At 67.2% G+C, this 14513-nt stretch carries 14 protein-coding genes; 7 read left to right on the top strand and 7 right to left on the bottom strand.

All coding sequences use genetic code 11. The features are described from left to right. The first annotated feature begins 8 nt into the window (after positions 1-8). From ACFC4D_RS32555 to ACFC4D_RS32535, 5 genes are read left to right on the top strand one after another with little or no spacing between them, the layout of a single operon-like run. Positions 9-1520 (top strand): GMC family oxidoreductase, encoded by a 1512-nt coding sequence (locus tag ACFC4D_RS32555; protein ID WP_376068902.1) that lies wholly within the window; start codon positions 9-11, stop codon positions 1518-1520. A gap of 33 nt (positions 1521-1553) precedes the next feature. After that, positions 1554-3002, top strand: a complete 1449-nt coding sequence (locus ACFC4D_RS32550; RefSeq protein ID WP_376068900.1) for an aldehyde dehydrogenase family protein — start codon at positions 1554-1556, stop codon at positions 3000-3002. Continuing rightward, on the top strand, positions 2999-3268 hold the full coding sequence (locus tag ACFC4D_RS32545; protein ID WP_376068898.1) for a hypothetical protein: 270 nt from the start codon (positions 2999-3001) through the stop codon (positions 3266-3268). Before ACFC4D_RS32550 ends, ACFC4D_RS32545 begins: the two co-directional genes overlap by 4 nt. Then, entirely contained in the window at positions 3258-4160 is a 903-nt protein-coding gene (locus tag ACFC4D_RS32540) for a catalase (protein ID WP_376068896.1), read from the top strand. Before ACFC4D_RS32545 ends, ACFC4D_RS32540 begins: the two co-directional genes overlap by 11 nt. A gap of 20 nt (positions 4161-4180) precedes the next feature. Then, positions 4181-4837, top strand: coding sequence for an NADPH-dependent F420 reductase (locus ACFC4D_RS32535; protein ID WP_376068895.1), 657 nt, complete (start codon positions 4181-4183; stop codon positions 4835-4837). A gap of 4 nt (positions 4838-4841) precedes the next feature. On the opposite strand, the gene ACFC4D_RS32530 is transcribed toward ACFC4D_RS32535, so the two are convergent. The 4 genes from ACFC4D_RS32530 to ACFC4D_RS32515 form a co-directional block, all read right to left on the bottom strand. Next, the gene (locus ACFC4D_RS32530; protein WP_375953787.1) at positions 4842-6176 is read right to left on the bottom strand and encodes a DoxX family protein; all 1335 of its coding nucleotides are present in this window, start codon (positions 6174-6176) and stop codon (positions 4842-4844) included. A gap of 73 nt (positions 6177-6249) precedes the next feature. Beyond that, positions 6250-6984: an MBL fold metallo-hydrolase gene (locus ACFC4D_RS32525; RefSeq protein ID WP_375953789.1), complete on the bottom strand. Its 735-nt coding sequence runs from the start codon at positions 6982-6984 to the stop codon at positions 6250-6252. Between the two features lie 11 nt (positions 6985-6995). Further along, positions 6996-7943: a fumarylacetoacetate hydrolase family protein gene (locus tag ACFC4D_RS32520; RefSeq protein ID WP_376068893.1), complete on the bottom strand. Its 948-nt coding sequence runs from the start codon at positions 7941-7943 to the stop codon at positions 6996-6998. A gap of 8 nt (positions 7944-7951) precedes the next feature. Beyond that, positions 7952-9286, bottom strand: coding sequence for an alpha/beta hydrolase family protein (locus ACFC4D_RS32515; protein WP_376068891.1), 1335 nt, complete (start codon positions 9284-9286; stop codon positions 7952-7954). Positions 9287-9351: 65 nt separating this feature from the next. Here ACFC4D_RS32515 and ACFC4D_RS32510 point away from each other — a divergent pair, with 65 nt between their 5' ends. Further along, positions 9352-9984, top strand: a complete 633-nt coding sequence (locus tag ACFC4D_RS32510) for a TetR/AcrR family transcriptional regulator (RefSeq protein ID WP_376068890.1) — start codon at positions 9352-9354, stop codon at positions 9982-9984. Positions 9985-10019: 35 nt separating this feature from the next. On the opposite strand, the gene ACFC4D_RS32505 is transcribed toward ACFC4D_RS32510, so the two are convergent. Continuing rightward, complete coding sequence (locus ACFC4D_RS32505) at positions 10020-10508, bottom strand: hypothetical protein (protein ID WP_376068889.1); 489 nt, start codon at positions 10506-10508, stop codon at positions 10020-10022. Between the two features lie 539 nt (positions 10509-11047). Here ACFC4D_RS32505 and ACFC4D_RS32500 point away from each other — a divergent pair. Beyond that, complete coding sequence (locus ACFC4D_RS32500; protein WP_376068887.1) at positions 11048-11980, top strand: SGNH/GDSL hydrolase family protein; 933 nt, start codon at positions 11048-11050, stop codon at positions 11978-11980. A gap of 30 nt (positions 11981-12010) precedes the next feature. Here the strand turns inward: ACFC4D_RS32500 and ACFC4D_RS32495 are convergent, their stop codons facing one another. Together ACFC4D_RS32495 and ACFC4D_RS32490 are read right to left on the bottom strand one after the other, a co-directional pair. Continuing rightward, positions 12011-13678, bottom strand: coding sequence for a bifunctional 3'-5' exonuclease/DNA polymerase (locus ACFC4D_RS32495; protein WP_376068885.1), 1668 nt, complete (start codon positions 13676-13678; stop codon positions 12011-12013). Positions 13679-13746: 68 nt separating this feature from the next. Continuing rightward, positions 13747-14415 (bottom strand): macro domain-containing protein, encoded by a 669-nt coding sequence (locus ACFC4D_RS32490; protein WP_376068883.1) that lies wholly within the window; start codon positions 14413-14415, stop codon positions 13747-13749. Positions 14416-14513: the final 98 nt, after the last annotated feature.

The following is a 14513-nucleotide window of genomic DNA, read 5'->3' as shown; positions in this document are numbered from 1 at the left end:
GGACAGCCATGTCTCACACCCCCGACATCCTCATTGTCGGTGGCGGTTCCGCCGGTGCGGTGCTCGCCGCCCGGCTCAGCGAGAATCCGGAGCGCCGGGTTCTGCTGCTGGAGGCCGGACCCGCGTACCCCGCGACGGGGTATCCGGAATCTGTTGCCGCCAGCGACATTCTGGGCGGATACACCGGACACGATTGGGGTTACGCCTCCGAGCCCGGCGTCATCGGCCATCCGGTGCAGGCGTACCGGGGCAAGGTGCTCGGCGGCAGTTCCGCCGTCAACGGGTCGGTCATGGCCCGCGCCCTGCCCGCGGACTTCGACCGCTGGGCCGCACGCGGCCTGACGGGCTGGTCATTCGAGGAGGTCCTGCCCAGCTTTCGCGCACTCGAACGCACCGACGCGGGTGACGAGCATTGGCACGGGCGCGGCGGTCCGCTGCCCGTACATCAGCTCGATCGCGCCGAATTGAGCGATATGCAAAGGGCTTTCGTCGATGCCGCGCTCGCCATCGGCATTCCGGCGACCGAGGATTTCAATGGTCCGCAGCCCTACGGCGTCGCGCCGTACGCCATGAATGTGGTGGACGGGGTGCGGGTCAATACCGGCATGGCGTATCTCACCGATGCCGTGCGCGCCCGGCCGAATCTGGAGATCCGGGCGGATACCCTCGTGGATCGCGTGCTGTTCGAGCAGGGTGATGTCGCCCGAGCACGGGGAGTACTGCTGGCCGACGGCTCCGAGCTGCTCGCCGGTGAGGTGATCCTGAGCGCGGGCGCCTACGGTTCCGCCGCCATCCTGCTGCGCTCCGGTATCGGTCCGGCCGAAGACCTTGCCGCACTGGATATCCCGATCGTCGCCGATCTTCCGGTCGGACGCACGCTCTATGACCACCCGTTCTACTACAACGCCTATGCCGCCCATCCCGATCGGATCGGCGGCGCGCATCCGGTCATCGGGGCCAAGGTCTGGACCGCGAGTTCGGACGCGGCCGCTGGTGAATTGGATCTGCACATCACCGCCACCCACCTGATCGATCAGAGCCTGAGTCCGACCGGTGCGGCGTTCGTGCTGGCGGTCGCCCTGACTCGGCCGCATTCGCGTGGATCGCTGACCCTGCGCAGCCGTGATCCCCTGGACGCGCCGCGTATCGACCTGAACTTCCTGGCCGAACCCGCCGATCACAAGCGCCTGCTCGAGGGCATCGCACTGAGCCGCCGAATCGGAGCCACCGCACCGCTGTCCGATCTCATCGATCACGAAATGGCCCCGGGGGCAACGGCTCTCGGCGACGCCGACGTGGAGGCCGCGATGCTGGCCACCCTCGACACCTACCACCACCCGAGCTCCACCGCGCCCATGGGCGGAGCCGATGACCCGGACGCGGTGGCGGATCGCCTGGGCGGGGTGCGCGGGGTGCGGAATCTGCGCGTGGTGGACGCGTCCATCCTTCCCGACGCGGTCTCCGCGGCCACCAACGCCACCGTGATCATGGCCGCCGAACATATCGCCGCACAGCTGTAATCACTTGCCCAGCAACCTTATTCAGGAGAATCAGTGACCAACGATCGACTTCCGCACGCCCGCAACTGGATCGACGGAGCCTGGCACGAGGGCACCGCCACCGGCACCTCGTACAGCCCCGCGACGGGACAGCCGGTGGGCACCTTCGCCGAAGGCGGTGCGGCCGAGGCACAGGCCGCGATCACCGCCGCGCGCCGCGCATTCCGCACCGGAACCTGGTCCCGGGACCGGGAATTGCGCGCCCGCGCCCTGTTCGAGATGGCCGACCGGATGGCCGAACGCCGCGATGAACTCGTCGCCCTGCTGGCCCGGGAGAATGGAAAGATCCTGGCGGAGGCCGCCTTCGAGGTGGATCTCAGTATTCCCAAGCTGCGCTACTACGGTGCGCTGGCACTGGCCGAATCGGGGCGCGCCGCCGAGGTCAAGCCCGGCCTGTACTCCATGACGCTCACCGAGGCCGCAGGTGTCGCCGGGGTGATCGCGCCGTGGAATTCGCCGGTGGTGCTGGCGGTGCGGTCCTTCGCACCGGCGCTGGCGGCGGGCTGCACGGTCGCGATGAAGCTGCCCGGTCAGACCGGGCTGGTCAACGGCCTGCTGTACGAGATCATCGCGGCCACCGCATCGCTGCCCGCCGGTGTGATGAACTGTTTCACCGAATCCGGCAATGACGGTGCGCCGCTGCTGGTTTCCTCGCCCGAGGTCGATGTCGTCAGTTACACCGGCAGCACCATGGTCGGGCGAATCATCATGCGCAATGCCGCCGATACGCTCAAGCCGCTATCGCTGGAGTTGGGCGGTAAAAGTCCGATGCTGGTGTTCGACGATGCCGATCTCGATGTCGTCGTCCCGGTGCTCACCAAGGCGATCACCACCTTCACCGGGCAGTTCTGCATGACCGGCAGTCGCATTCTGGCCCAGCGCGGTATCGCGGACGAGTTGCGCGATCGGATGGCGAAATCCCTTGCGGCGGTGCGGGTCGGCCCCGGTGACGATCCGGCCAGCGAGATGGGCCCGATGATCGATCGCGCCAATGCCGAGCGGGTGGATCGCACGGTCGCCGAGGCCGCCGAATACGCCACCATCGTGGAACGCGGCGGATTGCTGACCACCGGTCCCGACGCCTACTACCACCCCAGCCTGATCGAAGTGGCCGATCTGAACTCGCCCATCGTGCAGCACGAGGTGTTCGGTCCGGTCGCCACCTTCGAACGCTTCGACGATGAGGCCGAGGCCATCGAACGCGCCAATGCCACGGAATACGGTCTCGCCGCGAGCATTTGGACCCGCGATGTGGACCGCCCGCTGCGGGTCGGGCGGGAACTCCAGGCCGGGACGGTGTGGACCAATACCTGGGCGGTCGTGGTCGATCAGTTCGAGGAGGGCGGGTTCAAACAGAGCGGTATGGGCCGCCTCAACGGGCTGCGCGGGCTCGGCGAGTTCCAGGAGATCAAGCATATGGTCCACCCCGCGCCCCGGGGATGATCAGCACCTGCGCGTGCCCGCGACCGGCGCGCTGGAAACAGGCGGTGGCCTCGGGCCTGGCCATCTTCCCGATCTCATTGCTCGGCAATGCCGTACTGGGTCCGCTGCTGACCGGTGCGCCACTGGTGTTGCGCACCTTGGTTTTCACCGTGCTGTTCAGCGTGCTCATGACCTTCGCGGCGCTCCCGGCCGTCAGCGGCCTGCTGCGCGGCTGGCTCGCCCCGCACCCCCATCCGGCGAACGAAGTACTTCACCATGACCATTGACAATGAGCTCACCGCAGAGGAATCGGCCGAACGCATGGCCGAACTGCTGCCCGCCGAACCGCATACGCGGCTGCTGCACAGTCGCGGCACGGCGGTGACGGGTGTCTTCCAGGCCGAGGACACCGCCACCGAACTGACCGCGGCCGCGATATTCGCGGGCGGTCCGGTACCGGTGGTCGGGCGCTTCTCGGGTACGCGCGGTGATGCGCACGGCCATGACGCGCACACCGGCGATCAGGGACTCTCGGTGCGGTTCGCACTGCCCGGGGCGCCGGTCGCGGACCTGACCGCCTTCACCCTGCCGGTGTTCTTCGTGCGCAATGGCGCGGACATGCTCGACTTCTTCGCCGCGATCGCACCCGATCCCATTACCGGAGAACCGAAACCGGGTGCGATGGCCGAGTTCACCGAACGGCATCCGGAGGCCGCTGCCGCGCTGGCGGCGGGGTCCGGGCTCGCACCCGCCAGCTATGTCTCGCAGCGGTACCACGCGATTCACGCGTTCGGCTTCCGCGCCCACGACGGGAGGCAGACCTGGGCGCGGCTGGAATGGCATCCGGAGGTGGGTCTGGCCGGACTGGATCCCGTTGCCGCGGGCCACTTTCCGCCCGACTACCTGGCTCGGGATCTCGCGCGACGGCTCCCGGCCCATTTCGGGCTGTACGCGCGGCTACCGGCGGACGGGGACGCGGTGCACGATCCGACCGCGCTCTGGGCGGATCCGCCGCGTCTGATCCGGCTGGGGCGTTTACGCCTGGACCACATCATCGACGACCACGACCTGGATTTCGATCCGCTGCGACTGCCCACCGGTATGACCGCCCCGCGCGATCAACTCGCCGCCGATCGATCCGCCATCTATCCGGCGGCACGCCGCCGCCGCATTCGTTAACCCACCGAAGGAGAACACCCGTGACCATCGCCATTATCGGCACCGGCAATATCGGCCGCCGCCTCGCCTCCCATCTCACCGAGGGCGGAGTGGATATTCTGCTCGCCGGGCGAGAGCTGGATGAAACCCGTTCGCAGGCAGCGGAGTTGGGTGCGCACGCCACCGCCGTCACCGTCGACGAGGCCGTCGACCGGGCCGATATCCTGATCCTGGCCGTCTGGTTCGACATCATCCGCGAACTCGTCGCCACCTACGGTGATCGACTGCGCGGCAAGATCATCGTCGACCCGTCCAACCCCATCGCACCGGACGGTCAGGGCGGCTTCGTCAAGACCATCGGCGCGGACGAATCCTCCGGCCAGCTGCTGGCGGCCCTGCTGCCCGCGGGCACCCGCCTGGTCAAGGCGTTCGGCACCCTGTCGGCCGAATCCCTCGACACCGCCGCGCGCCGGACGCCCGAACTCGCGGTGGGCTTCTACGCCACCGATGACGAGGCGGCGGGAACGGCGGTGGCCCAGTTGATTTCGGCCGCCGGTTTCGATCCGGTGCACGCCGGTGGCATCGACGCCTCCATTCGCCTTGAGGTCTTCGGCGACCTGCACGAATTCGGTGCACTCGGCCGCACGGTCAATCGGGCCGAGGCCGAGGCCGCACTCACGCAGCTCGCCGCGCACTGACCCGCTACCGGTTGTAGGGCTCCTCCTGGACCCAGCTGAATCCACGTTCCAAGAGCGGGAACGACTTCGGGTCGAGCTGGGTGAACCAGGCGTGGATGCGATGCCCGGCGTAATCGTCGGCATCGATGACCAGGCGACCGGGTCCCGGCCACCAATAGGTGAGCCGGACCCGGACCGGAGTCTCGGCATAGGTGCCCAGTGCGATGCGGTTACCGAGATCGATGTGATGCTTCCTGGGATCTATTGTGCCGCCGTAGATCTCGAAGGAATCGTCCATATGCTGAATGGTCAGCATCAGCGGATCCGACACATGGAATGGCCGATCGACTATCACCCTGCGCCAACGCAATTCGTCGGTCAGCAGGGGATCTCGGGCATACCCCTCGGAGGAGAACCCATCCACCCGGTAGATCCCGTACAGCTCCGGCGTGGGCGTCTGCCACTGCCGCCAGCTCTGCACGCCGATCACCCCGAGCAGCAGCAGCCCCACCGCCACCTGCGCCACCAGCGCGATCCGGTTGGCCCGCAACGATTCGAACAGCGGGACCGGCCGGATCGCGGGCGGAACCCGGTCGGTGAACAGCACCGCGAACAGGCGCCGCGCATAGGGCGCGAGCAGAAACAGACTCAACAGCAGGAATTGCGATGACACGGTCTTGAGCCGAATGTCATAGGTCATATTCAGCAGGAACACCTGCGTCATATCCACCGCGCACAACAGCGCCCCCGCCGCCGTGGCGCGCGGCACCAGCAATAACAACCCCGCCAGCAATTCGGCCGCGCCGAGCGCGATCTCATACGGCTGCGACACGCTGACCTGCGACCACAGCACACCCTCCGGGCTGAAGTTCCCGTACGGCTCGACCAGCCGATTCAATACGAACGGCATCTGCGTCGGAATCGCCTTCGCCATCCCGAAATAGAACATCGCCAGCGCCAGCACCAGCCGCAGATACACCCGCGACCACGCGAACAACTTCGGATACCGCCCCCTGCGCCGATCCAGCACCGACCACACCGCGGTCCCCACCCCCGCGACCACCACCATGAGAAACAAAGCGGCCCACTGGAACGCGCTGTCACTCCCCACCTGCGTGCCGACCACCCGCAACCCGAGCACATGCGCGGCGGTCCACTCGATCGGCGGCCGCACCCACCGCAGCACGCTCACCACCGACGCCCACCCAGCGTCAATTCCCATGCCCGCCAACAGCACCGGCATCAACCCGAGCACACCCGCCAGCCCGAACAACCCGAAATAACAGCATCCGAACCGAAACCCGATACGGGTCAGCGGATGCCAGCGTTCCTCGGGCGCACTGACCACATCGGTGTCCATGGACCCTCCCCCACGTCTGAACGCTGCGGATCGACCGTAGGGGTGGGTCCTTAAAGGAGGCCGGTGAGTTCGCTTAAGACTCGAAAGCGCGCCGGACTTCCTCGGGGTCGAAGGTCGTGGGGAGGCCGTGGCCGGGGACCAGGATCTTGGCGGGCTGATCGGCCAGTAGCAGGGCGCTGGCGCGGGTGCCGGACTCGTTGTGGTTGAAGAAGCCCGGGAGGAGTTGGAGTCCGGTATTCGGCAGGAGGGGGTGGCCGGTGACGAGGGTGTCGCCGGAGAACAGGACGCCTTCGGAAGGCAGCAGGTAGGCGGTGTGGCCATCGGTGTGGCCGGGGGTGGGCACGGCGACGAGGCCGCCGGGGAGGGCCGCGAGGGTGGCGGCGTCGGCGGTGGTGGCCGAGGGGACGGACATGTTGATATGGCCGAAGCAGGCTCGGACGGTGTGCGTGACCCAGCGGCGGCCGCGGGCGGAGCCGAGGCGTTTCACCATTTCCACCGGGGTGATCTGCTGGAGGTATTCGCGTTTGGCGTGGCGTACTTCTTCGGGGCCGGTGTAGACGGGCATCCCCACCTGCTCGACGAGCGCGGGGATGCCGCCGATGTGATCGAGGTGGGCGTGGGTGAGCAGCACGGCGGCGATATCGGAGAGTTGATGGCCGATCTGGCGGACCGAGTCCTGCAGGTCGGCCGCGTCGGCGGGGTAGCCCGCGTCGATGACGGTGACGCCGGAGCCGTCGGTGACCAGGGCCCAGTTGACGTTGGTTCCGGCCACCACGTAGACGGAATCAGAAATCTGGTCGATCTTCACAAACGCCTCGCTCAGTTGGGGATTCGGTGTTCGATGACGCCGATGCCGTCGATTTCCAGCCGCAGCTCATCGCCTGGGGCGAGCCAGCGCCCCAGTTCCATACCACTGCCGCCGGGGAGAGTACCACTGCACAGCAGTTCACCCGGGAAGAGCTGTTCGCCGCGCGAGACGTGGGCGATCGCCTCGGCCATCGAGTACTTCATGGTGTGAGTTCCGGTGTGCGAGATGACATTTCCATTGATGCTCACCGTGGCCGTGAGCTGATCCAGGCGATCGGCGAGCGCCGCTCCCGCGACGGCCGTCGACGATATGGACGTCGCGAAATGCTTGGAACGCTGCGGCCCGAAACCCGAACGCATCTCCGCCAATTGGACGTCGCGGGCGGAGAAGTCATTGACCACCACCACGGCGGCGATGGCGGCGGCCGCCTGGTCGACGGTGGCATCACGCAGCGGGGCACCCAGGACGACGCCGAGTTCGAGCTCGAAATCCAGTGCGCGACTGTAGGAAGGCGGGGCGACGGGCGTTCCGGAGGGAACGATGGTCAGCGCATTGGACATGTAGTAGATCGGCTCGCGGTACCACAGCGCGTTCGGGCGGAACGGCGGGAAGGTGCGACGGGTCACCGTCTCGTACGCCGTGGCGATGCGGTGCGCGGCGGGCAGGAATCGTGCGGCCATACCGCGTGCGGCATCGACGGCATGCTTTTCGAAGACCATGAAATCGCGGAACGACGCCGGGCACACCGGCAGTACGGTCGCACCGTCGGGCAGGCCGAGCAGGTCGTAGCGGGCGATCTCGAATTCGGCGCTGAATGCGGGCGGAATCACGGAAATCCCACCGGCGCTGTCGTTTTCATCGACGCCGCGCCATCCGTCACCGGTATCGATCTGGGTGTCGATGCGATGGTCGGCACGGTTGAGAACGCGGCGGATGCGCGGCGGCGGAGTCGTCGTCATACCGCCCATCATGCGACCTCGACGGCGATCGGGGCGGTCAAGTGGTCGCGCAGGAAGGTCGCCGACAGCGCCGACCAGTGCTCGGCATTGCCCATGGCGCAGTGGTCGTCATCGGCGTAGAGCACCAATTGCGCGTTCGGTGCACCGATGGCGATATCGATCGAATCCTGTGTACTGGCCAGCGTGTCTTGCGCGCCGTTGATCACCAGCAGCGGGATGTCGATGCGCCGATACAGCTGCGCCAGTGAGAGTTTCGCGAGCTCGCGAGTCAGTTCGAGGGTACCGCGCGTGCCCAGGGTGGAATTCAACGTCGAGATCATGATCTCGGGCATCCCGATGGAATTCAGTGCGCCGAAACTGCGATGGCTGAGCGGGCCGTTGGATACCGCCACCCGCAGCCGCGGGTCGACCGCCGCCATGCGGGTGGACCAGTAGCCCCCGAAACTGAAGCCCATCATGCCGATTCGATCGGCATCGATCCGCGCGTCGGCGGATAGGTGGTCGATGACCGTGGAGTACGCGCGCTCGGCCGCGTCCGAGAGCCGGACGCGATAGGAATACGTGCCGGGCATCTCCATCACGAATATGCCCAGCCCCGCCGCACGCTGGGCGAGCAGCGGCAGCAGCACCTCGGCGATTGTGCCCTCCAGCCCATTGGTGACCAGTACGGTCGGTACGCGATCGGAACCGACGGGCAGCAATAGGATTCCGCGCACCTCATCGCCGTCGATCGGTATGCGCACCACTTCGGCGGTCAGGCCCATTGCCGGGGCCAGCGCGAGGACGAGCTGTTCACCCAGGCGATGTGAGCGCTCATAGGCGAGCAGCCGGCGCGGACTCCAGCCCGGCCAGGCGGCGACGAATTCGTAGACCAGCGCCTTGATCAACCCGTCGATCGCGATCGCGGCATAGGCCGCCTCGGGTTGCGCGACGCAAAACCGTTGCACCGCATCGGGATCGGCCACCGCGCCACGATCGGCCAGGATCGTGACCGCCGGGGCGAGCAGCGCGCCGAGGGCGGGCAGATCAACAGCCGCGTCCGGATCGAGCAACTGCCCGGTGGACGGCGCGCCGAGTCGGGCGAGTGCGGCGTCGGCTCGCGCCAGCTGCTCACCCGCGAAGCCCTCCCAATACCCGGCCCATCGCGCATCGTCGAAGGATCGGCATCCGGCCAGTTGGCGGGCGAACTCCTGCGCCCGAAACCCGCCGAGATGGGTGAACCGGTCCGCGAACAATCGGGGCAGGAACGGCGCGACGCCCCTGCGGTGGGCCGCCCGTTCGGTGGTGTGGGTCATCGCGTGCGCGGTGATTCGAACTCGTTCACCGATCTCCGACAACGTCATCGTTGTACCTCTCGCCGCAAGCGTAATAGCGGAATGTTCCGCTTTAGCGAGAGTAGACAGCTCGAATGAGCAAAAGCAAGAAGTTCTGCTTTAGAATTCCGGGCATGTCCGAAGCCGAGAACATCGCACGTCAGCGCCGACCGGGCGGACGCGCGGCGAAGGTCACCGAGGCCGTGCAGCGCGCGGTCCTCGAAGCCGTCGCCGAACACGGCGTCGACAAGGTGGGGATTCCCGATATCAGTCGGCGCGCGGGGGTGCGGGACAGTTCCATCTATCGCCGCTGGGGTACGCGCGAGAACTTGATCCTGGACATCATGCTCACCGCGAGCGAACGCACCCTGCCGCTACCCGACACCGGTGAACTGCGCGGCGACCTCACCGCGTTCGCCCGCGCGCTCATCGCCTATTTCGACACGCCACTGGGGAACGGGCTGGCGCGCGCACTCGCCTTCGCCACCGATTCCGCGGACCTCGCCGCGGCGCGAAAAATGTTCTGGGACACCCGCTATGAAGCGAATCGGGCAATGATCACCCGTGCGGTGACCCGGGGTGAACTACCGGTCGGCACCGATGCACGCACGGCCTTGGAATCGCTCATCGCGCCGATTCACTTCCGGCACTTCCTCACCCGTGAGCCGATGGACGCCGAATTCGTCGATCACCTCGTCACCCGCGTGATTCGCACGCTCGGGCAGTAACCATGCTCGAGTGGTAACCATGCTCGGGTAGTGGCTCAGCGTCGCCGCACCGGCGGATCCGGCGGCGAATCAGGGTCGCCGTCGCGACCTTCCGCCTTGTCCTCCGCCGCGGTCGGCTCCCCCGACTGTCCGATTCGGCGCGGCCGCGCGATCCGCCGGATACCGGCGGCGGGCGCGTCACCGGCGCGTTTACGCCGCAGAGCGTCGAGATCGATAATGTTCGCGTCCGATCCGGCGGCACCCGAATCATCCTGCGGCGCGGTCTGCGGCATCCGGCCCGGATCGACCGGCCACCACCCTGTCTCCCGCTGCAATTCCGAGCGCAGTACGGGCCGGGTCGGCGCTGGATCGTAGATGGTGCCGCCATCCGGACGCCAGATCTGATCCGGGCGCGCACCGGGTTCCTCATGCATGCGCCGCGGGCGGCGCGGCAGCCGGGTGACCCCGGACGCATCGTCTTCCGCATCGGGCGTGGCGGTCTCGGCGGCCTTGAGACTCTCCAGCTTCCGGCGCAGCCGTTCCACCGCTTCGAACCTGTTCGTGCCTGGTCCGGGTACGGATCCCCGTCCCGGTCCTTCCTGCTCGGACATCGAACTAGCCGCCGACAGGAGTCGCGGCGGCGCTTGCCGCCACCACCGCTGGCTCGGCCTGGTCGCTGAAATTCTTCCTGTTCGTGTAACTCACGTTCGTATTCTCCCTCAGCACCGCTACACTCTTCGTCCCGCCCCGAGCCCAATGGGCGACGGGATCCATACGCGAACGGCCCTTCCGAATGTACCGCCCGCGACGCCGGAAACGTTCAGCCGGATTTCCCGGCCTTTGGACCACGGCTGATCCGGAATCACGGCACGCGGGCACGAAGCGATCAGATCGGATAGCGCGGACCGCGGAATCGTGACGCTCCGCATACCGAAACCGCAAAGTTGATAGTCCAGTAAGAATTCACCGGCGGTCGTACCGTGTCGTCGCCGGAATGCCCGATATGTACGCGAGTATGGCCGTCGATCATCTGCTCCACCTCCCTCGAAGCTGTCCAACTGACCAGTTCGGAGGTTCTTCCGCAGTGAAAACGGTCCAACCTGCACGACTCGTCCCGTTGACCCTGGGCGTACTGGCCGCATCCCTGATATCGATTCCGGCACAGGCGGATTCGCCCGCCTATCACGAATATGTGGCACTGGGCGATTCCTGGACCGCGGCGGTCTTCACCACCCTTCCGCCCGCGATGACGGACGTTCCCGCCGATTGCGTCCAATCCACCTCGAACTATCCGCATCAGGTGGCCGCGGCCCTGGGCGTCAAGGTATTCCGCGATGCCAGCTGCGCCTCGGCGACCACCGCCGATATGACCGTGGACCAGCAACTCCCGCTGGGCGGGGTCAATCCGCCTCAATTCGAGAAGCTATCCCCCACAACCGATTTGGTTACTCTCGGCATCGGCGGAAACGATATCGGGTTTCCCGCCTTGGCCATGAGCTGCCTGCAACCGGTGCCCGCCGCCGCTGCCGCGGGCGGGGCGGCCAAGGAAACTCCCGCCTGCGCGACGACTCCCGCCGCCGACGATCGGGTGACCGCCAAGATCGAAGCCACCGCACCGCTGGTGCAGGCGACCATCGCCGGTATTCGCGAGCGCGCCCCGAAGGCGCGCATCCTGCTGGTCGACTATCTCAACGCACTCCCCGTCTCGGGTAAGGGCTGTCGCCCCGACCTACCCGCGGCCGATGTCGACATCGCCTATCTCCGAGATAAATTCGCCCTCATGAACGCCACGCTCGCGCGCGTGGCCAAGGCCGCCGGTATCGAGTTCGTCGATACCTACACGCCCAGCACCGGTCACGATGTCTGCCAGCCCGCGGCGACGCGCTATGTGGAGGGCATCGCCTTCTCGTCGCCGCACAATGCCCCCGGCGTGGCGTATCCGCTGCATCCGAACGCATTGGGTGCCACCGCCCAAACCGCCGCCGTCCTCGAAAAAATCCGGCGCACAACCTCGTAGCGATCCGGCTCGCATCCGGCGGGCTCGACCCTATTTGGCGTCGTGATAGCATTCGACGATCGCGGTGGTGAACGGGAAGCGGACCGGGGTCGAGCCGAAAGCCAATCGCGCAGCGGTGTCGGCCGCCGCCGAGATCGCGGCGGCGGCGATGTCGGCATCTTCGGCCGGACAGTGCACGATCACCTCATCGTGCTGGAAGAAAACAAGTTCCGCCGCGGGCGCGGTCCGGGTCAGCTCGGACCGCAGGGCCGCCAGCAGCAGCAGGGTCCAGTCGGCCGCGCTGCCCTGGACCACGAAGTTGCGGGTGAAGCGGCCTCGGGCACGGGCTTTCGGATTCGGACCGTATCGGGTGGACAGGCCCGGATCATCATCGGACTCGGGCTGCGCCGAGGCGGGCGGGCAGGTGCGGCCCAGCCAGGTGCGCACCAGGCGGCCCTGTTCCCCGGCGGTGGCGGCATCGTCGACATAGGCGACAGCGGCCGGATAGCGACGACGTAGTTCGGCCATATGCACGAGCGCATCGCCGGAGGTCTGGCCGTAAATCGCGCCCAGCAGCGCGATTTTGGCCTTGGCGCGGTCGCCGTTGAACGAGCGGGCGGCCAGATCGGCGTAGAGGTCCTCGCCCCGGCCCGCCACTTCCATCAGACCCGGATCGCGCGAGATGGCGGCCAGCACACGCGGTTCCATCTGGTCGGCATCGGCGACCACCAGACGCCAGCCCGGGTCGGCGCGGATCGCCTTGCGAATGATTTTCGGGATCTGTAGCGCCCCACCGCCATTGGCGGTCCAGCGGCCGGATACGGTGCCGCCGGGCAGGTATTCGGGGCGGAAGCGGCCGTCGCGAACCCATTGATCGAGCCAGGACCAGCCGTGCGCGGTGTAGAGCCGATAGAGCGATTTATAGGCGAGCAGCGGTGCGATGGCCGGGTGATCCACCTCCTGGAGTTCCCATTTGCGGGTGGAGGAGAGCGGAATACCCACGCGGGCGAAGGCTTTGATGATGTCCTGGGGCAGATCGGGGCGTACTCGCACGCCTTCGCCGAACGCTCGGGAGACCTGCTCGGCCAACTCGACCATGCGCCGCGGTTCGGCATCACCCGAAATGCGTTCCCCCAGCAGACTATCCAGCAGGTCCCGGTGCACGTCCGCGCGCCAGGGAATTCCGGCGCGGGACATTTCGGCGGCGACCAGCATGGCCGCCGATTCGGCCGCCAGCAGCAGGCGCATGCGGTCGGGGAATTCGGCCTTCGCGGTGCGGGCCACCTGCTGCGCGTAAACCTCCAGCAGCGCGGTGAATTCGTCGGTGCCGGGCGGCAGCGGTACCGGGCCGGAGTCGAACAGTGACGGCTGCTCATCGGCGGCTCGCAGCGGCGCGTCCGGCGGAACCGGCTGTTTATGCAGTCGCGCCCACGCCGCCGCCAGCGAACGCGGCTGCCCGGATTGCCCGTGCTCATGACCGATCAGCAGCGCTTCGGCCGCTTCCACGTCATAGCAGCGCTCGACCCGCACCCCCGCGTCGAGCAGCTGCCGGTAGATCTCGGCGGTCGAGCGCCACACCCACCGCTCCACCTCGGGACGGTCCCGCACCGCCGCGGCGAGAGCGGGCTCGCGCAACACCGGCCCAGCGGGACTTCCGTCCTGCTCCAGCGGACACAGCAGCGCACCGCCCTCGCTCGTCGCCCCCAACGCCCATCGCATGTCCCAGAGTCTCGCATCGGGCACAGACAAGTTCGGGCAGCCACGAGCGCGGGCGGTGTCGAATCAGCTCAGCGCCTGGTCGCGGGGCGCTTGATGCGGACCGGCTTATCGGCCGGCGCGTTCTCGATATCGTCCAGCTGGGCCAGGACGGTCGCGCGCAATTCGTCGTAATCATCGAAGGTGTGGTCGTTGAACAGGGTGTATCCGGTCCACATCAGGTTGGCGCACACCCGCGCGGGCACCTGACCGGTATTGGCCCCCATACCGACCAGCGCAACCGAGGAGATGCTGCCCGGCGCGTCCCGATTCTGGCGGTGGATCGCCTGGAAGGCCGCCGCGCAGGCGAGCGCCACATTGAGTGTCTCGCTGACATCCTCGGCCGACTCCCGCATGGTCGGGGTCGAGATCAGGAACTTCGGATTGATCGCTCCCGAGGACACGCAGACCGCGCTGCCGACCGGCAGCCTGCCCGCGAAGCCGTCCCGGATCGCGCGCTGCACCCGCACCTGGATGCCCGCCCCGAGATGCCGTTTGATGGCCGCGTCGACGCCGCCGTCCATCAGGCCGCGCGCATTGGTCGGGGTGACCCAGGCGTCGACCCGCTCGTCCAGGATCGAACCCTTGTGGATCTCGATCTCGGGATGGTCGGCGAACGCCGCCAGCCACGCCTGGACAACCTGCGGATTGATATCGGCCAATACCACCCGCAGCGGCGATTGCACCCGATTCGAACTCATGAAAACACTCCCGGTGAGATGCGGTCCTGCACTGCCCGGGACGTTACCCGCACCCACCGACATGCTTTCTGCCAGAGCGATTTTCATGACATATAGTG

The sequence above is a fragment of the Nocardia sp. NPDC056000 genome (assembly GCF_042269265.1).
GTDB lineage: Bacteria > Actinomycetota > Actinomycetes > Mycobacteriales > Mycobacteriaceae > Nocardia.
Note: the sequence above shows the minus strand (reverse complement) of the source record. Positions and strands in the feature narration are given on the sequence as shown.